Annotated in this window: 16 protein-coding genes; 11 read left to right on the top strand and 5 right to left on the bottom strand. The window is 60.3% G+C overall.

Annotation, left to right across the window (positions count from 1 at the left end; translation table 11 throughout):
- The first annotated feature begins 21 nt into the window (after positions 1-21).
- The 6 genes from LVD12_RS10755 (at position 22) to LVD12_RS10730 (ending at position 6,977) form a co-directional block, all read left to right on the top strand.
- Complete coding sequence (locus tag LVD12_RS10755) at positions 22-1,275, top strand: efflux RND transporter periplasmic adaptor subunit (RefSeq protein WP_237067713.1); 1,254 nt, start codon at positions 22-24, stop codon at positions 1,273-1,275.
- A gap of 2 nt (positions 1,276-1,277) precedes the next feature.
- Positions 1,278-4,412: an efflux RND transporter permease subunit gene (locus LVD12_RS10750; protein ID WP_237067712.1), complete on the top strand. Its 3,135-nt coding sequence runs from the start codon at positions 1,278-1,280 to the stop codon at positions 4,410-4,412.
- A gap of 76 nt (positions 4,413-4,488) precedes the next feature.
- Complete coding sequence (locus tag LVD12_RS10745; protein ID WP_237067711.1) at positions 4,489-5,226, top strand: 16S rRNA (uracil(1498)-N(3))-methyltransferase; 738 nt, start codon at positions 4,489-4,491, stop codon at positions 5,224-5,226.
- Between the two features lie 61 nt (positions 5,227-5,287).
- Positions 5,288-5,653, top strand: coding sequence for a hypothetical protein (locus tag LVD12_RS10740; RefSeq protein ID WP_237067710.1), 366 nt, complete (start codon positions 5,288-5,290; stop codon positions 5,651-5,653).
- Positions 5,654-5,662: 9 nt separating this feature from the next.
- The gene (locus LVD12_RS10735; RefSeq protein ID WP_237067709.1) at positions 5,663-6,310 is read left to right on the top strand and encodes an HAD family hydrolase; all 648 of its coding nucleotides are present in this window, start codon (positions 5,663-5,665) and stop codon (positions 6,308-6,310) included.
- Between the two features lie 64 nt (positions 6,311-6,374).
- Positions 6,375-6,977: an OmpA family protein gene (locus tag LVD12_RS10730; protein WP_237067708.1), complete on the top strand. Its 603-nt coding sequence runs from the start codon at positions 6,375-6,377 to the stop codon at positions 6,975-6,977.
- Here the strand turns inward: LVD12_RS10730 and metF are convergent.
- From metF to LVD12_RS10710, 4 genes are all read right to left on the bottom strand, one after another.
- A complete protein-coding gene (metF, locus tag LVD12_RS10725) occupies positions 6,964-7,797 on the bottom strand; it encodes a methylenetetrahydrofolate reductase [NAD(P)H] (RefSeq protein ID WP_237067707.1) in 834 nt (277 codons plus the stop codon). The genes LVD12_RS10730 and metF overlap by 14 nt on opposite strands.
- A 122-nt stretch (positions 7,798-7,919) precedes the next feature.
- On the bottom strand, positions 7,920-9,296 hold the full coding sequence (gene ahcY, locus LVD12_RS10720) for an adenosylhomocysteinase (protein WP_439651343.1): 1,377 nt from the start codon (positions 9,294-9,296) through the stop codon (positions 7,920-7,922).
- Positions 9,297-9,370: 74 nt separating this feature from the next.
- Complete coding sequence (gene metK / locus LVD12_RS10715; protein WP_237067705.1) at positions 9,371-10,591, bottom strand: methionine adenosyltransferase; 1,221 nt, start codon at positions 10,589-10,591, stop codon at positions 9,371-9,373.
- Between the two features lie 134 nt (positions 10,592-10,725).
- On the bottom strand, positions 10,726-11,709 hold the full coding sequence (locus LVD12_RS10710) for an ArsR/SmtB family transcription factor (protein WP_237067704.1): 984 nt from the start codon (positions 11,707-11,709) through the stop codon (positions 10,726-10,728).
- A gap of 299 nt (positions 11,710-12,008) precedes the next feature.
- On the opposite strand from LVD12_RS10710, the gene tkt reads away from it, so the two are divergent.
- The 5 genes from tkt to LVD12_RS10685 all read left to right on the top strand — a co-directional run bounded on the left by tkt (position 12,009) and on the right by LVD12_RS10685 (position 16,802).
- Positions 12,009-14,012, top strand: coding sequence for a transketolase (tkt, locus tag LVD12_RS10705; protein ID WP_237067703.1), 2,004 nt, complete (start codon positions 12,009-12,011; stop codon positions 14,010-14,012).
- 121 nt (positions 14,013-14,133) lie between these two features.
- A complete protein-coding gene (gene gap, locus LVD12_RS10700; RefSeq protein ID WP_237067702.1) occupies positions 14,134-15,141 on the top strand; it encodes a type I glyceraldehyde-3-phosphate dehydrogenase in 1,008 nt (335 codons plus the stop codon).
- A gap of 53 nt (positions 15,142-15,194) precedes the next feature.
- Positions 15,195-15,611: a hypothetical protein gene (locus LVD12_RS10695; RefSeq protein ID WP_237067701.1), complete on the top strand. Its 417-nt coding sequence runs from the start codon at positions 15,195-15,197 to the stop codon at positions 15,609-15,611.
- Positions 15,612-15,678: 67 nt separating this feature from the next.
- Positions 15,679-16,143: a tRNA-uridine aminocarboxypropyltransferase gene (locus LVD12_RS10690; RefSeq protein ID WP_237067700.1), complete on the top strand. Its 465-nt coding sequence runs from the start codon at positions 15,679-15,681 to the stop codon at positions 16,141-16,143.
- Positions 16,144-16,265: 122 nt separating this feature from the next.
- Positions 16,266-16,802: a DsrE family protein gene (locus LVD12_RS10685; protein WP_237067699.1), complete on the top strand. Its 537-nt coding sequence runs from the start codon at positions 16,266-16,268 to the stop codon at positions 16,800-16,802.
- 248 nt (positions 16,803-17,050) lie between these two features.
- Here LVD12_RS10685 and LVD12_RS10680 read toward each other — a convergent pair whose 3' ends face one another.
- Positions 17,051-18,229, bottom strand: coding sequence for a serine hydrolase (locus LVD12_RS10680; protein ID WP_237067698.1), 1,179 nt, complete (start codon positions 18,227-18,229; stop codon positions 17,051-17,053).
- Positions 18,230-18,643 lie beyond the last annotated feature (414 nt).

Genomic DNA, 18,643 nt, shown 5'->3' with positions numbered 1-18,643 from the left:
GTTGCCGGATTGAGGGTATCTGTGAAAATTTCCAAGAAAAACAAGCTTCTGGGAATCGTTGTTGCGGCTGGCGCGACCGCGATCGCTCTGGTTTTCCTGATGGCGCCAAAGCCAGAGGAAAAAGTTGTTCAGGCCAGCGTGCCGCCGGTGGTGGATGTCATGTATGTGCAGCCCGGCCGGGAAGCCCTGCTGGTGCCCAGTCAGGGCACAGTGCGCGCGCGCTACGAGATCGAAGTGGTGGCGCGGGTCGGTGGCGCGATCGAAAAGGTTGATGATGCGTTCGTCGCGGGCGGTTTTTTCCAGCCTGGCCAGTCGCTCCTGCAGATCGAGTCCGCCGACTATCGCCACCAGCTGGTCCGCGCCGAGTCCCAGCTGGCCAATGCCAGGGCTACCCTGGCCCAGGAGCAGGGCCGCGCGAAGCAGGCCAAGCGTGAGTGGCGCGACCTGGGCTCCGAAGAAGCCAATGCCCTGTTCCTGCGCAAGCCCCAGCTGGCGGCGGCGGAAGCGGCGGTGGCCGCGGCCCGTGCCGATCGAGACCAGGCCCAGCTGGACCTGGAGCGGACCCGGGTGAAGACCCCGTTTGCGGGTCGCGTGGTAGAAACCTTTGTCGACCTGGGTCAGTACATCACCCCGGGTACCAGGCTGGCCAGAATTCACAGTACCGACATTGCCGAGGTGCGCCTGCCCCTGACCGATCGCCAGCTGGCGCTGCTGGAACTGCCGCTGGGTCAGTCCATCGAGAGCGGGCCCGCCGTGCGTCTGCGCGCGCAGATCGCTGGTCAGCAGCGTGAGTGGCGCGGCCAGCTGGTGCGTACCGAGGCCAGCATCGATCCCAACAGCCGTTTCGTCTACGCGGTGGCGCAAGTGCCGAACCCCTATGAGGGGGAAGCGCCGCTGGTAAACGGTCTGTTCGTGGAGGCGGATATCGCCGGCAAGACGTTCGACGGTGTAGTCCGCCTGCCCCGCCAGGCTTTGCATGAGAGTGACCATCTGCTGGTGCTCGATGCCGAGAACAGGCTTCGCATCAAAAATGTTGAACTGCTGCAGACCGTGGGCGAGGAAGTCTGGGTGCGTGGTGATATCGCGACCGGTGAACGCGTGATTGTCTCCAGCCTGGGCTATTCCCGCGAGGGCATGGTGATCACCGGCAATCCCGTCAACGAAAAACCGGCGGACGTGATCCTCAGTGACAAGGCGGTAAGCGGGGAGTTGAACGACGAGGGCGCCACTGCAGCCCGTGTTGGCGCCGGTGGTACCGCTGAGGGGGCGCGCTGATCATGAATGGTGTGATCGGGTGGTTCGTCCGCAACAGCAAAGCAGCCAACCTGCTGATGATCATGATTTTCATCGGCGGTGCTTTCGGCATCATGAGCGTCGGTCGTGAGGTTTTCCCCAGTAGCCCCTCGAATACGGTTGCTGTTGAGATCTCCTATCCGGGCGCGGGCCCGGCAGAAGTCGAGCAGCAGGTCACCGTCCGGGTAGAGCAGGCCATCACCGACATCAAGGGCATCAAGGAGGTGAACTCCTTCTCCCGCCGTAGTCACTCCAGTGTCCACGTCGAGGCAACAGAGGGATACGACGAGCTCCGCCTGTTGAACGATATCAAGGTCAAGGTGGATAGCATCAACACCTTCCCCGGGGACATCGAGCGGCCTGTGGTCGCCATGCGGGAGTGGGAACAGGAAATGATGCATATCGCCCTCGGCGGCGATGTGTCCGAGCGCCAGCTCAAGCAAACTGCGGTGAACCTGCGGGACCGGCTGGTGCTGTTGCGCGGCGTCCGCCAGGTGGATATCTGGGGCGAGCGTGCGGATGAGATGTCGATCGAGGTCTCAGAGCTCGACCTGCGTCGTTACAACCTGAGTTTCGATGATGTGGCCAATGCGGTGCGGCGCTCGTCGCTGGATCTGCCCGCTGGCATGATTCGTTCGGATCGCGGGGATATCCAGGTCCAGACCCGGGGCCAGGCCTATACCGCCCGTGAGTTCGGCCAGATCCCGGTGCTGAGCCGTCCGGATGGCACAGTCCTGCTGTTGCGGGATATTGCGACCATTCGCGATGGGTTCGAGGAAGAGGGTTCGGTCATTCGCTTCAATGGCAAGCCGGCCATGAACCTGCGCGTATTACAGGGGGAGCCGCTGGACGTGGTCGCCACGGCCGAGCGTGTACGCGCCTTTGTAGAAGAGGTGCGCAAAGAGCTGCCTCCGGGTATGCAGCTGGAGATCTGGTCTGACAACTCCAACCTGTACGCCGATCGCATGGGCCTGCTGCTCAAGAATGCCGCCGGTGGCCTGGTGTTGGTCTTCCTGCTGTTGATGCTCTTCCTCCGGCCCGCGCTGGCAGTGTGGGTCACTGTGGGTATCGCCACCGCCTTCATGGGCGCCCTGTGGCTGCTGCCCCTCACCGGTGTCACCCTGAACATGCTGTCCCTGTTCGCCTTCCTCCTGATCCTGGGGATCGTGGTAGACGATGCGATCATCGTCGGTGAAGCGGTACATGCTTCCCATGACGAGGGTGCCCGGGGGCTCGCGGCGGCCGAGGCGGGTGTGAAGCAGGTGGCCAAACCGGTGATCTTTGCCGTTGTCTCGACCATGGTGTTTTTCATCCCCATGCTGTTCCTCCCGGGCGGTGCTGCCACCCAGGCGCTGGCGCTGGGTGCGGTGGTGTTGCTGTGCCTGCTGTTCTCACTGGTGGAGTCGCTGCTGATCCTGCCTGCGCACCTGGCAAGCCTGCAGCCCGAGAAGCCGGCCAAGTCCGGTATCGGTCGCAGGCTCCAGGTATTCAGGGGGCACTTTGCCGGTGCCCTGGGCATGGCAAAGGATCGTTATTACCAGCCCCTGCTGGAAAAAACCCTGCGTAACAGCCGGGTGACGGTGGCGATCTTTTTCTTCGCCTTGCTGACGGCTGTATTTGTCTACAAGGAGGGCTACCTGAAAACCAGCTTTATGCCGGATGTCGCCTCCGATATGTTGAGGCTGAATGCAAGCATGGCTGCCGGGGAGTCTTTCGAAGAGGCCGAACGGGTCATGAAGCAGTTCGTTGCGGCCGCAGATCGGCTGGAACAGGATCCGGAGATGCTGGAGAAGAACGGTGGTCCTTTCCTGCGGAACAGCATCATGTTCCTCTGGCGCGGCAACATCTACGTGAACCTGCAGCTGGTTCCTGGCGAGGAACGCAATATCTCCCCGAATGAGCTGGCCCTGCGCTGGCGCGAATACATTGGTGAGCTTCCCGGTACCGTTGAGGATATGCGCATCGTATCCAGCATCAATAACAACGGTCCGAGCCTGGCCCTGCATTTGAGTACGGGCTCTGGTGACATGGCCGAGCTGCGCCGGGCGGCGGATGCCGTCAAAGCCAAGCTTGCCTCTTACCAGGGGCTCTATGACGTGCGCGATAATCTGTCCAGTGCGCGGCAGGATGTCGAAATCCAGCTGAAGCCCTATGCCACCAATATGGGGGTGACCCTGGGGGATGTTGCGCGGCAAGTCCGCCAGGGTTTTTATGGGGAAGAAGTGCAGCGTATTCCCAGGGGCAAGGAAGATGTCCGGGTGATGGTGCGCTACCCGCAGGAGGAACGCGCTGGCGAGGATCAGATCGAGCGCATCCGTATCCGTACGCCGGAGGGTGAGGCTCCGTTCAGCGCCGTGGCGGATGCGGTCTATGTGCCCGGCTTCACCACCATCCGTCGAAATGACCGAGAGCGCTCGGTGCGCATCACTGCCGATATTGAGCCCGGCACGACCGAGTCCTTCAAGGTGTTGCAGGATCTGCGTAAAACCGCCTTCCCCGAGTGGGAGCGTGAATTCCCGGGTTTCAGCCTGAAGACTGCAGGGCAAATGCGTGAGCAGCGGGAGTTTAATTTTGCGCTCGCTGCAGGATTCATCCTTTCGGTATTCACCATTTATGCGCTGCTGGCCATTGCTTTCAGCTCCTACTCACAGCCGCTGCTGATCCTCACGGCAGTGCCGTTCGGATTCTTCGGCGGTATCGTTGGCCACCTGATTACCGGCTATGACATCAGCATGATGTCGATGCTCGGATTCCTGGCGGCCGCGGGGGTGGTCGTGAATGACAACCTGGTGCTGATGGATCGTATCAATCAGCTGCGCGACAGGGGCATGGAAGTACTGGATGCGGTCAAGCAGGCGGGCAGCGACCGCTTCCGGCCGATTATCCTGACCTCCATCACCACCTTCGTGGGGCTGGTGCCGATCATGTTCGAGCGCTCCCTGCAGGCGAAATTCCTGATCCCGATGGTGGTCAGCCTGGCCTTCGGCGTGCTGTTTGCAACTGCGGTGACCCTCATCCTGGTGCCGAACCTGTACAAGGTGGTGGAGATTATGCGTGCCAAGGTCCATGGGCCCCGCGAAAGCAGCGAGGATTTGTCGGGCTCGCTCAAAAACGCCTAAACTACCAGCCACAGAGAAAACGCCGACCCCGAGTCGGCGTTTTCATATTTCCCCTCCCAGCAAGGACTGATCACCGATGCGCGTGCCGCGTATTTTTTGCCCTGAGCCCCTGTCCGGACAGAGTGAGGTGACGCTGGACGAAGGCGCCAGCCGCCACCTGGTGAAGGTGCTGCGGCTGCAGCCGGGGCGTCCGCTGGTGCTGTTCGACGGCCATGGCGGTGAATACGAGGCAGAGCTGTCGGAGGCTGGCAAGCGCGCCCGGGTGCGGGTTGGCGAATTCCGTGATCAAGAACGCGAATCGCCGTTGGTGCTGACCCTCGCGATCGGTATTTCCCGTGGCGATCGCTTTGACTGGGTGATCCAGAAGGCCACTGAGCTGGGGGTGGCGCTGATCCAGCCGCTGTTTACCGAGCGCTGTGAAGTAAAACTGAGCGGCGACCGCTTACAGAAAAAACTGGGGCACTGGCGCCAGATCGCCATCAGTGCCTGTGAGCAGTGTGCCCGCAACAGGGTTCCGGAGCTGCTCGAACCGCAAAAGCTGCCGCAATTCCTGCACAGATCCGGCGAGGAGTGCCTCAGGCTGGTCCTGCACCACCGCACCGACGTCAGCCTGCGCCAGTTGGAGCGCGAGCGCGGCCGGCCAGAGTCAGTACTGTTGCTGGTCGGGCCGGAGGGAGGCCTGTCGGCGCTGGAAATCGACTCGGCGCTGGACAGGGGCTTTGCGCCGCTGAGGCTCGGGCCACGGGTCCTGCGGACGGAGACGGCTCCGGTTGCAGCCTTGTCCGTGTTGCAGTATCAATGGGGCGACCTCTGACCGGCACCACTGCCATTCGGCCCCCGGTCATGACAAACGCATCAATCTCAGGGAGAGAACAATGGTTAAGTTGATTTTGTGGTTGCTGGGCCTGGCGATACTCGGGCTGTCCATCGCCATCATCGTGCAGCCACAGCTGGCTCGGAGCCTGAGTGAGCGACTCAATGAAACCGGCTATGCGGTTTCTGCCTGGGGGCGGATTGTGGTTGGCCTGATCCTGCTGCTGATAGCCGATACCCGTGCATGGAATATCCTGTTCAATGCCCTTGGTGTGTTACTGGTGCTGGCCGGTGCCTACATGCTGTTCATCGGCTTCGAACGCAGCAAAGCGCTGGCGATCAAAATTGCCAATGGCAGTGAGAACTTCCTGCGCGTCAGCGGTGCCGTGGGCGTGTTGCTGGGATTGCTGCTGCTGTCGGCGAGTTGAGAGAGCAGAATGTTTGCAACGCAGTTGGTGATATTTGATTGTGACGGGGTGCTGGTGGACAGCGAAACGATTGTCTGCCGCATCCTGGCCGAAGAGATGAACAAGCTCGGCATGCAGACCACTGCCGAAGAACTGGACGAGCAGTTCAGCGGCAGGCCGGCCAAGGATTGCCTGGCCGAGATCGAGACCCGTTACGGTGGGCCGCTGCCGGACAACTATTTCGGCAATACCGAGCGTCGGATTCGCGAGGCATTTCATCGGGAGCTCGAACCGGTCGCGGGTATCGAAGACCTCCTCGATCACCTGCTGCAGGTGAATCTGCGCAGCTGTGTCGCTTCCTCGGGATCCCACGACAAGATGCGCCTGACCCTGAACCGCACCGGCCTGTACGATTACTTTGACGGGCGTATCTTCAGTGTCGATGATGTCGGCCGCGGTAAGCCCTGGCCCGACCTGTTTCTGCACGCTGCCCAGACCATGAATGTGGAGCCCCAGCACTGTCTGGTGGTGGAGGACTCCATAGCCGGCGTGAAGGCGGCGGTGGCTGCCGGCATGCCAGTGGTGGGCTACAGCAACCATGTCCGTCGCGCCGACCAGCTCCGGGAGCAGGGGGCCATCGTGGTTGGTGACATGATGGCGGTGCTCGATCACCTCTGACTGGCAGTTGGTCTACAATGAATGCAACGCCACCCGCACGATGCCACCACGGGAGATCCCGGTTATGGTGCCAAGCCGCTGTTCCCCTCTTCTGCTGATCATCAGCCTGTCACTGGCTGCCTGTTACGATGATCCTCACAAGAAATATGCCCTGAATCCACCGGGCGCTGCGCCTGTGAGTGATGCAGCTGCCCAGACTTTTGGTGACGCCGTGGTGCGCTATCTGAGGGGGCAGGTTGCAGAAAATGCGTTTGTTCTCGGGGTGGATTTCGAGCCCGGCAGTTCCACACCCAAAATGCACACCATCGCCGACGTGGAAGCTCTGTTGGTGATCCTGCGGGATTTCCCGACGGTCACAGTGGTGATCGAGGGGCACACGGACAGCGAGGGGGAACCGGAAAAGAATCAGCGCCTCTCACAATGGCGGGCGGAGTGGGTCAGAAACTTCCTGCTCGACCGCGGCATCGCGCCCGAACGGGTGTCGGCCGAGGGCTTCGGTGACACTGTGCCGATCGCCGACAACAGCACGCCCAGTGGCCAGCAGAAAAACCGCCGCCTGGTGATTCGCCTGCACAAGGGGGGCGTCGAACCTGTCCAGGCCCAGCAAGAGACAAATCCGGAGCGCAATGGCTCCGGAGCCGTCGGGGAGCAGCTCAGTCGAGACTGAGCGACTGGAGTATCTCTGCGGTGGGTTCCACCTGGTTCATGGTATAGAAGTGCAGTCCCGGTGCACCGCCTTCCAGCAGCGTCTCGCACAGGTCCGTCACAACTTCCAGTCCCAGCTTGCGGATATCTTCCGGGTTGCTGAAGCTTTCCATCCGCTTGCGTAGCCAGCGGGGAATTTCCGCGCCGCAATTCTTCGAAAAGCGTGCCAGGTTGGTGAAGTTGGTAATCGGCATGATGCCCGGGTAGATGGGCGCGTCGATACCGGCTTTCTCGCACTGGTCCAGAAAATAGAAATACGCATCCGGGTTGTAGAAGTACTGCGTCAGTGCGCTGTTGGCGCCCGCATCAAACTTGCCCTTCAGGTAACCGATATCAGCGTCATAGCTCTCGGCCTCCGGGTGGATCTCCGGATAAGCGGCTACTTCGAGGTGGAAGTGATCGCCGGTGTGACGCCGGATAAAGGCCACCAGCTCATTGGCATAGACCAGTTGCGCCACGGCGCCCATGCCGGATGGCATGTCACCGCGCAGGGCGACGATCCGGTCCACGCCTGCCTCCCGGTAGCGGTTCAGCAGCTGGAGCACGGCTTCCTCGCTATCACCGCCAAAAGACAGGTGCGGGGCAATGGAAATTCCATCGCGGCGCAGGTTGGTGACGATATCTGCCGTGGTTTCGCGGGTGGTGCCGCCGGCGCCATAGGTGACGGAAAAAAATGCCGGCTGGAATTCCTGCAGGGTTTCACGGGTCTTGTACAGATTCTCCCGGCCCTCGGGGGTCTTGGGCGGGAAAAACTCGAAGCTGATGCGGGTACTGTTTGTCATGGTAAATCGTCCAGTCCTCAAGGGGCTGGATTCCGCCTGGCGGCCGTGAGCCGGCCCGGCAGAATGACGATCTTTACCAGCATCGTCATGCCGGCGCAGGCCGGCATCCAGTCTCGGTTGGATTAATACTTGTAGCTTTCCGGCTTGTAAGGGCCGTCCACGGAAACGCCGATATACTTGGCCTGGCCTTCAGTCATGCGGGTAATCACACCGCCAAATCCTTCGACCATATAGCGCGCCACTTCCTCATCCAGCTTCTTCGGCAGCACTTTGACATACAGTGCAGAGACCTTCTGGTCTGCCGGTAGCTCAGCGAATTTCTCCTGGTACAGGTGGATCTGGGCGAGCACCTGGTTGGCAAAGGAACCATCCATGATGCGGCTCGGGTGGCCGGTGGCATTACCCAGGTTCACCAGACGGCCCTCAGAGAGAAGCAGCAGGTGATCGTTGCTTTCGGCATTGCGCACGATCTTGTGCACCTGCGGCTTCACTTCCTGCCACTCCCAGTGCTTGCGCATATAGGCGGTATCGATCTCATTGTCGAAGTGGCCGATATTGCACACCACGGCACCGCTCTTCAGGGCGCTCAGCATATGCGCATCGCAGACGTTGGTGTTGCCGGTGGTGGTGACAAGCAGGTCGGTATTGGCCAGCAGGTCCTTGTTGATGGACTCCGGCTTGCCGGTGTTGATGCCGTCGATATAAGGAGACACCAGCTCGAAACCGTCCATGCAGGCCTGCATGGCGCAGATGGGGTCGACTTCGGAAACCTTGACGATCATGCCTTCCTGACGCAGCGAGGCGGCGGAGCCCTTGCCCACGTCGCCGTAGCCGATCACCAGCGCCTTCTTGCCGGACAGCAGGTGGTCGGTGGCGCGCTTGATGGCATCGTTCAGGCTGTGGCGGCAGCCGTACTTGTTGTCGTTCTTGCTCTTGGTGACGGAATCGTTGACGTTGATCGCCGGCACTTTCAGGGTGCCTTCACGTAGCATTTCCTGCAGGCGGTGTACGCCGGTGGTGGTCTCTTCGCTGATGCCGTGGCACCGGTCGAGAATCTCGGCGTACTTGCGGTGTAGCAGCTCGGTGAGGTCGCCGCCGTCGTCGAGGATCATGTTCGGCTGCCAGCCGGCCACGTCTGCACCCACGGTGCGCTCCAGGCACCATTCGTACTCTTCTTCGGTTTCGCCTTTCCACGCAAACACTGGAATACCGCGGGCGGCGATGGCAGCGGCAGCGTGATCCTGGGTGGAGAAAATGTTGCACGAGGACCAGCGCACTTCCGCACCCAGGGCCACCAGAGTCTCGATCAGCACCGCGGTCTGGATGGTCATGTGGATGCAGCCCATGATGCGCGCACCGGCGAGCGGCTGCTCGTCATGGTATTTCTCACGCAGCGCCATCAGGGCCGGCATTTCGCCCTCGGCGATCTCAATCTCGCGGCGCCCCCAGTCGGCCAGGTTGATGTCGGCGACCTTGAAGTCCTTGAATTCAGTGCTCATTTGATTCATTGCAAACCTTGTACGTTTTTTATTGCGCAGGCAGTGCCTGCGCGTGAGTTTCTGGGTTTTAGCGATTACAGATCAGCGTGCGCACGCAGCGCTTCCGCCTTATCGGTCTTTTCCCACGGGAAGGCGGTGAAGGTTTCACTGCGCTTCTCGCCATTGCTGTCGACCCACTCATAGGTATGCTCGAACGGCTCGCGGCCAAAGTGTCCATAGGCGGCGGTCAGCTGGTACATCGGGTGGAGCAGGTCCAGCGCGCGGGAAATGGCGTAGGGTCGCAGGTCGAAGTGCTCGCGCACCAGCTCGATCAGCTTCTCCTCGCTCACCTTGCCGGTGCCGAAAGTGTTGATGGAAACAGAAGTCGGCTCGGCGACACCGATGGCATAGGACACCTGGATTTCGCAGCGGTTGGCCAGGCCTGCGGCAACGATATTCTTCGCCACGTAGCGGCCGGCGTAGGCAGCGGAGCGATCCACCTTGGACGGATCCTTGCCGGAGAAGGCGCCGCCGCCGTGACGGGCGGAGCCGCCGTAGGTATCCACGATGATCTTGCGCCCGGTCAGGCCGCAGTCACCGACCGGCCCGCCGATGACGAATTTACCGGTGGGGTTGATGTGATACTTGGTGCCAGCGTGCAGCCACTCGGAGGGCAGGGTGTGGTGCACGATCAGTTCCAGCACTGCCTCGCGCAGGTCTTCCTGGCTGACATCGGGGTTGTGCTGGGTAGACAGTACCACTGCGTCGATGGCGCAGGGCTTGCCCTGGTCGTCATAGCGGAAGGTCACCTGGCTCTTGGCATCCGGGCGCAGCCACGGCAGCAGGCCAGACTTGCGCGCCTCGGCCTGACGCTCCACCAGCCGGTGGGCATAGTAGATTGGTGCCGGCATGAATGTCGGGGTCTCATCAGTGGCGTAACCGAACATCAGGCCCTGGTCGCCGGCGCCCTGGTCCTCCGGCTTGGCGCGATCGACGCCCCGGGCGATATCCATGGACTGCTTGCCGATCACATTGATCACACCGCAGGTCTCACCGTCATAGCCGACCTCGGAGGAGGTGTAGCCGATATCGGTGATGACCTTGCGTACCAGGTCTTCCAGGTCCACCCAGGCAGAGGTGGAGATTTCGCCGGCGATGACGGCAATGCCTGTTTTTACCAGGGTCTCACAGGCCACGCGGGCGTGCTTGTCCCGGGCCAGCAGTGCATCCAGCACTGCATCGGAAATCTGGTCGGCAATTTTGTCGGGGTGCCCTTCGGACACGGACTCCGAGGTAAACAGTCTGTATTCACTCATAAGGTGCTCTCCATTGATGTCGCCGCGGCGCTCCATTTATCCCGCAGTCGGCGGTTTTATAACTGTCGGTCTGGTTAGTCTTGGTCTCAGCGATCCGGTGTAGGCCGGACTGAAAAAATAGTCGCTCTCAGTATTTACGCACTGGTTGCCGTCGCAGTTTCCGGCTTGAGGAATTCACGGATCTGGATCTGGAAGCCATTGCGCAGGGCGTTGTACACGCTGCGTCCATTCTCGAGGCCCGCCTGCTCCGCCCATTGCGACAGCTGCTCCGGCGCAAACCCCAGCCACAGATCCCCGCAGGCATCGCGGGCCCAGTCCTGCTGGTGGGCCTGCAGCTCGGCCACCAGCAGCTGGCCACCGGGCTTCAGCGCTGTCGACAGGTCACGGAATATCTGTTCGGGCTCCGGCGTATGGTGCAACACCATGTTCACCACCACGCTGTCGGCACTGCCGGGGCGCGCGGCGGCCTCGCGGGTGTCGCCACGAAGAAATTCGATATTGCCGAGGCCGCTGTCCCTGGCGAACTGCTGCGCCCGTTCCAGCATGGTGGGTGAAAGATCCAGGGCGGTGACCATTTCGAAGCGCGGGGCCAGCTCGGCGAGAAACTCGCCCTCGCCGGGGCCGACTTCCAGTGCATTGGCCCCGGGGCGTAACAGCTGGCCTACCTGTGGGCCGTAGACATCATAGCCGGCGATCAGCTCCTGCTGTTCCCGGAAGCGGTTGCCATAGTCAGCGAAGAAGCGGCGCGATGCCTCCGCCCGCTCCCGGGCAATCTCCGCGACTGCCGCCTCGCGCCCTTGCGGTAGCGGCAGGCTGTCGAGGCTGGTGAACAGGGGCTCGAGGCCGTCGCCGCTGCGGCGGTAGAACAGGTTGTTGCCCTCGCGGCGTTTGCTCACCAGGCCTGCCTGGGCCAGCACCTTGAGGTGGTGGCTCAGAGCCGGCTGACGCAGGTCGAAGATCCGGCAAAGCTCCAGCACGCTGTAGGAGTCCTGGCTCAGCAGCCGCAGGATCTCCAGGCGCAACGGGTCACCCGCCGCCTTGAGGCGCACGGCCAGTTGCGGGATCGGGTCGCCAGAATCGACTTCCGGCGCTGCTTGGTTTACCTGGGAGGATGACATGGCGGCGAGTCTAGCAGCGGGCTGACCCTATATCAAAGTTTTTTGATATAGCTGCATAAAAAACTTTTGATGCAGCTTTAACGTTTCATTGCGTGGGCGCCAGCGGCAACTTTGTTGCGTCTAATTGGCCGCAAAGCGCCCTTGCCCTTTGCGTGGCAGCGGTGATTGCGGGAAAATACGCCTCCTTTTTTCGAGACCGCAGGCCAGGCCCTGGGGAGCCGCCAGCCGCGAATACGCTGCGCTGGCCTATCTTCAGGGAGAGCCAGGTCCAGCAAACAGACCCCAGAGAGTTGAGCCCTATGACTTCCCGTACCCCGTCTCGCACCGAGCTGGCCAATGCCGTTCGCGCCCTGTCCATGGATGCCGTGCAGAAAGCCAACAGCGGCCACCCAGGCGCGCCCATGGGCATGGCGGACATCGCTGAAGTCCTCTGGAACGACTACCTGAAGCACAATCCTGCCAACCCGGACTGGGCCGACCGCGACCGCTTCGTGCTGTCCAATGGCCACGGCTCAATGCTGCTCTACTCTCTGCTGCACCTCACTGGCTACGACCTGCCGATCGAGGAGCTGAAAAACTTCCGTCAGCTGCACTCCAAGACTCCGGGCCACCCGGAATACGGCTATGCCCCGGGCGTAGAAACCACCACCGGCCCTCTCGGTCAGGGTATCACCAACGCCGTCGGTATGGCCCTGGCGGAGAAAGTCATGGCGGCACAGTTCAACCGCCCCGGTTATGAGCTGGTGGATCACCACACCTACTGCTTCCTCGGAGATGGTTGCCTGATGGAGGGCATTTCCCACGAGGCCTGTTCCCTGGCCGGCACCCTGGGCCTGGGCAAGCTGATTGCTTTCTACGACGACAACGGCATCTCCATCGATGGTGAGGTAGAAGGCTGGTTCACCGACGATACGCCCAAGCGGTTCGAATCCTATGGCTGGCATGTGATCGCCGGTGTCGACGGCCACGACTCCGCGGCCATCAAGGCCGCCATCGAAGAGGCCCGTGCCGAGACCGAGAAGCCCACCCTGATCTGCTGCAAGACCGTCATCGGCTTTGGCTCGCCCAACAAGCAGGGCCGCGAGGAGTGCCATGGTGCCCCGCTGGGTGAAGACGAAATTGGCCTGGTGCGGGAAACCATCAACTGGAACTACGCGCCGTTCGAGATTCCCGAAGAGATCTACGCCGGCTGGAGCGCCCGCGGCAAGGGCGAGGCGCAGGAAGAAGAGTGGCGCGATATCTTCGCCGATTACCGGGAGGAGTTTCCGGAGCTGGCGGCAGAGTTCGAGCGCCGCATGAGTGGTGAACTGCCGGCCGACTTCCTCGCCAAGGCGGATGAGTACATCAAGCAGTGCCAGCAGGATGCCGAAAAGATCGCCTCCCGCAAGGCCAGCCAGAATGCTCTGAATGCTTATGGCCCTCTGCTGCCGGAATTCCTCGGTGGTTCTGCCGACCTGGCCGGCTCCAACCTCACCATCTGGTCCGACTCCAAGGGCGTGACCAAAGGCGACGCTTCCGGCAACTACGTCTATTACGGTGTGCGCGAGTTCGGCATGAGCGCCATCATGAACGGTATCGCCCTGCATGGCGGTTTCGTACCCTACGGCGCGACCTTCCTGATGTTCATGGAGTACGCCCGCAATGCGGTGCGCATGGCGGCGCTGATGAAGCAGCGGGTAGTCTTTGTTTACACCCACGACTCCATTGGCCTGGGCGAGGACGGCCCGACCCACCAGCCCGTCGAGCAGCTGACTGCTCTGCGCTCCACGCCCAACCTGTATACCTGGCGCCCCTGTGACGCCACCGAATCCGCAGTGAGCTGGAAGATGGCGGTCTCCCGTGCCGACGGACCGTCCGCGCTGGTATTCAGCCGCCAGGGCCTGGCCCCGCAGGCGCGGAACGATGCCCAGTTGCAGCAGATCGAGCGCGGTGGCTACGTACTCGCGGACTGCGACGGCGCGCCGGAAGTGATCCTTATCGCCACCGGTTCTGAAGTGGAGCTGGCCGTCGAAGCGAAGAAGCAGCTCTCCGATCGCAAGATACGCGTCGTTTCCATGCCCTGCGCCGAGGCCTTCATGGAGCAGGACGAGGCTTACCGTGAATCCGTGCTGCCCGCCAATGTCCGTGCTCGGGTTGCGATCGAAGCGGCGCACCGTGACTACTGGTACAAGTTCGTTGGCTTCGACGGCGATATCATTGGCATGAGCAGCTTTGGTGAGTCCGCACCGGGCGGCGAGCTGATGAAGGAATTTGGCTTTACCGTCGACAACGTCGTCGCTTCCGTCAAGAAGCTGCTGAAGTAAATGGCTATACTGGACACCGGTCGGTGCTGGCATAACGGGACTTTTTGAATCGTCTTCCCGGCGCAGGCCGGGATCCAGCCCTCCGGAGTCCAGATGTAATGCCCAACCCGGCTGACCCGCAATGACCATCCGACTCGCCATCAACGGCTATGGCCGCATCGGTCGCTCTGTCCTGCGCGCCCTCTACGAGTCCGGCGCTCGGGACAAGCTGCAGATCGTCGCCATCAATGAGCTGGCTGACTGCGCCACCATTGCCCACCTGACCAAGTACGACTCTGTGCACGGCCGCTTCGGGGGAGATGTCAGCGTCGAAAGCGATACCCTGATCGTCAACGGTGATCGCATTGCGGTGACTCACCGGGAGCAGTTGCAAGACCTGGACTGGGCCGCCAATGCCGTGGATCTCGTGCTGGAGTGCACCGGCAGTTTTACCGAACGGGAAAAGGCTGAGCTGCACTTGAAGGCCGGGGCCAGAAAAGTCCTGTTTTCCCAGCCGGCCAACCGCGATGTGGATGCCACCATCGTGCACGGTGTCAACGATCATGTGCTGACAGGCACAGAGACGATTGTTTCCGCCGCTTCTTGCACTACTAACTGCAGCGTGCCGGTTATTGCCGCCCTGGACAAAGCTTTCGGTATTGATGCCGGCGTGATTACCACCATCCATGCGGCCATGAACGACCAGCCGGTGAGTGATGCCTACCATCACACCGATCTGCGCAAGACCCGTTCCGCAGTGACATCGATCATCCCGGTGGACACAGGCCTTGCCCGCGGTATCGAGCGCATTCTGCCGGAACTGGCCGGGCGCTTCGAAGCCCAGGCGATGCGCGTGCCAACCGTCAATGTCTCCGCCATCGACCTTTCAGTGCAGTTGCATCGTGACGTCACCCAGGCGGAGGTCAACAGGGTATTGGCAGAGGCGGCAGCATCAGGCTTCAATGGAGTGCTCGGTTACACCGAGGAACCCCTCGCCTCCTGTGATTACAACCACGACCCGCGCTCCGGCATTGTCGATGCCAGCCAGACGCGGGTGGCGGGCGGCAAACTGGTGAAGGTACTGATCTGGTTCGATAACGAGTGGGGCTTTGCGAACCGGATGCTGGATATCGCGCGCATCATGCAGTGATTCGGGACGCTCCAGGTCCCGGAAACAATCAATAATGACCATAGGGGTTGACCATGAAACGACTTTCCGGAGTTTTGCTTTTATCCTCTCTGTTGATTGCCCCGGCTCTTTCACAGGCCAAGCCCAGTGGCCTTTATGCCGGCGGCCATTTTGGAGCCATGGATGCGCAGCCCTCTGTAGAGGGACCCGGGGTTAACATCGGTTACCAGGTCGATAATGGCTGGGGTGTTCACGGTGAATTTACCCGCGATACAGTGGGTACCTTCGGTGGTGTGTTCGGCACCTATCGCACGGCGGGCGCGGTCTACCTCCTGTTCAAGGGCGGTGTGGCAGCCGGGCGCAGCGCCAGCGGTCTGGGTGCTGGCGCAGGTGTAGGCTTCGACCTTGGTCGGGCGTTTAACCTGGAACTGGATGCCAACCAGTTCGACGATAAAACTGCCGGCCACCTCCGCCTCAGCTACAGCTTCTGAGTCCTAAAGGGGCACTGTCCGTCCGGACGGTGCCTCTCTTCCTTCCAGCCTCAATCTCCCTCTGCCCTTGAACATTTACCTGCTGACCCATGAACGCGAGCTGGACCGGCCAACCAATACCGGTACTGTCGCCATGGCTGCCGCCAGTGGTCTGGTGCAGCGTATCGTCTGGAGTCGCACCAATCCGGATCCACTGTTGGAGAGGCTGGCAACCACGGGTAAATTGGCACTGGTATATCCAGCTGTTGACTCCCAACAACCGTCAAGGCCCGTGGGTGAGTTCGATCACTTTCTCCTGCTGGACGGCACCTGGCAGGAGGCGCGGAAGATGTTCAATCGCACCCCCTATCTCGCATTCCTCCCCCGGGTCTGTCTGCAGCCGGAGGCCTCTTCAAATTATCAGCTGAGAAGAAACCAGCTTGAAGGGGGATTGTGCACAGCAGAGTGCGTGGTGGAATTACTGCGTGCAAAGGGGAATCTGCAGTTGGCAGAAGAGGTTACTGCGCGGTTTGTCGAGTTCAACCGACGCTGACCCGTGATCTTCACCGGTTGCTGTTTCACGCCCTTGCGGATTAATCTTGCCCGGATTCACTCATCAAGCAGAGCAATAACCAAATGACCAGCGGGGGAGCCATGCAGTCAGGAAAATTGATTTTGAAGAATGCCATTGCCGGGAGCCTGGGGCTTTTTGCTGCCTTTGCCATATCCGCAAACGCTGCCGAGTTCTCGACCGGTCCCGTAATTGAAGGCTATGGACCTGTTGCTGCCGTCGAGCAAATCCAGCCCCTGACAGGCAAGGAGACTTTTATGGTCGCCTTCGACGCGACCGAGGCCGGTGGCCAGGAAAAAGCAAACCGCAAATTCGAGAGTCTGGCCCGTTTCCTCAATATGCATGTCAGGGCCGGAGTCGATCCCAAGCAGATCAAACTGGCGCTGGTCGTACACGGCACAGCAGGCTTTGATTTGCTGAACAAGGCCGCCTACCGGGAGAAGTACGATAGCGCCAACCTCAATGCGCCCCTGATTGAGAAGCTGACTGAGAACAATGTCCGTGTGATTCTCTGCGGACAGTCCGCCGCCTACCATGGTATTGAGGCCGGTGACCTGCTCCCGAACGTGGAGATGGCGTTATCTGCCATGACCGCACATGCGCAACTCCAGCAGCAGGGTTATACGGTCAATCCTTTCTAGGGCTTATTCCCCTCAACGTGCCTGAAACTTTGCTGTGATGCTCTATTGGACTCCCGGCCCGTTTAGGGAGGGAGCTTGGGTGTCCCCTCTAATGCGGGGGAGAGATGTCGGTCGTTGTAATCTCATCTATTGTCTGGGGCTCAAGGCCTGAGCGCTCTTGTGTTGATGTGTTTTACAGGTGGTGAGAGCAAACCACAAAAAAACCGGCGTTGTCGCCGGTTTTTTTTGGGCTCAAGAAGAGGCTAATACTAAGGCCCGGTGATTTTCCGAATGGCACTGAGATCTGGCTTTGACGGACGATTACGTTTCAGTTCGTTCTCATAGATGAAGCTGCCGAGTTCACGTAAAAAAGGCTTGGCGACCTCGTCTATCTGGTATTGGTCATCATTCAGGGTGTCGTTTTCGTTGGCGTAGATCACCGCTGACAGGAAAAATTCTACCTGGTTCCTGGTGTCGACAATGTAAGCGGAATCGATGACATGCCCATACGCCCAGCCGGTTTTATTGAAAATTTTGATGTTTCCGGGCACTTCCCGGGGCTCTCCCCCATACATAAGAAACTTTGCATAGTTTTGTGGGTACTCTTCCGGGTCATAGGTGGGGGAATCGCTATCTGGGGGCAGCATCGACATATAGCGCAATACCAGTGCACGGTCTTCCGGGCGCAGATTAAATCGCTCCTGCTCGGCGAATAGCTGCGGGAAGACCAGTCTTTTGAGGACACCATCGAGATCCCCGAGGCTGAGGCGGTTCTTGGTCGTAAAGTCCATGGGTGCTTCGACGCGTTCACCGGAAGCAATATGGGCGCTGCCTAACTTTGGTCGGCCAGCATTGATATACCTGGTCTCACTGTATCGGGCCGGCAGTGAAAGGATAGGTTCGCCCTCGGCGCCGACAAAGCGAATCGGGTTGTACTGACGGTTTTCTTCCTCTGACATCCGCGTGCTGAGGCGGTGATTGATCAGCGTATTTTGCAGACCTTTGTCTGCCAGCTTCTGGTTGATGTAGTCCTGGCCGAGCAGTTCATACAGCCTGTTGCTGGCATCGTTATCGCTCACCAACAGAATCTTTTTTATATAGTGCGCGATGCTGGGTATTCCGCTCTCAGCCGAAGGGTCGCTGTGGGCAACGGTCTGGAATGGCTCGGCCGCATCGGTCAGCATGCCGCTTCCAGAAGTCAAACCCTCGATATCCTGCTCGGCCAGCCATTCAAGTGCCAGCAGTGAGATGGGCAGCTTTACCGTGCTTGCCGGATAAAAGTAGCGGTTTTCATCCACCCCGTATTGATATTCGCGCAGCACCGGCTGGTTGTCGGCTTCGCGATCTATCTGGGTGTAGAGGATTTGGAGTCGATACGGCTCCGGGTTGGCCATGACTGTGGTCAGGGTCGGGTATCGGGAGCCGGCTTCAATCAGCCACTCATCCATCGACTCGCACTTGTCAGTCCCTGCCGGTAGGGGGCAATCGGCTATGGCCAGCATGGAGCTCCCGGAACAGAGAAGCAGCAACAGAAAATCGCGGAATTTCACAGGCGGGACCTTCTTTTTGAGATGTCGGCTGATCATATCGGTCCCCCATTGGGGAGACAAATCCGCTCACTGGTGCCCTGACCATTGATACGCACGGAGGTCTGGATAGCTCGTTGGCCAGGGTGAGCCCTACCTTGAATCAGCTTGGCTATTGCCATTTTGCGCCGTGGTTGTGCGAGATTGGGCGGCGTATCCACCGAAAACAAAGGCTCTGGCAATGGATTTTTCGGGGTTATCCCCCTGCCCTCCAGCTCAAATTTGGCGGCAATTGGCACGTATCAGAGCTAACAAGATGAAAAGCGCGCCAAATTA

The sequence above is a fragment of the Microbulbifer guangxiensis genome (genome assembly GCF_021729075.1).
Taxonomy (GTDB): Bacteria; Pseudomonadota; Gammaproteobacteria; order Pseudomonadales; family Cellvibrionaceae; genus Microbulbifer; species Microbulbifer guangxiensis.
The sequence above is the reverse complement of the archived record's forward strand: the minus strand, read 5'-3'. Positions and strand labels throughout refer to the sequence as shown.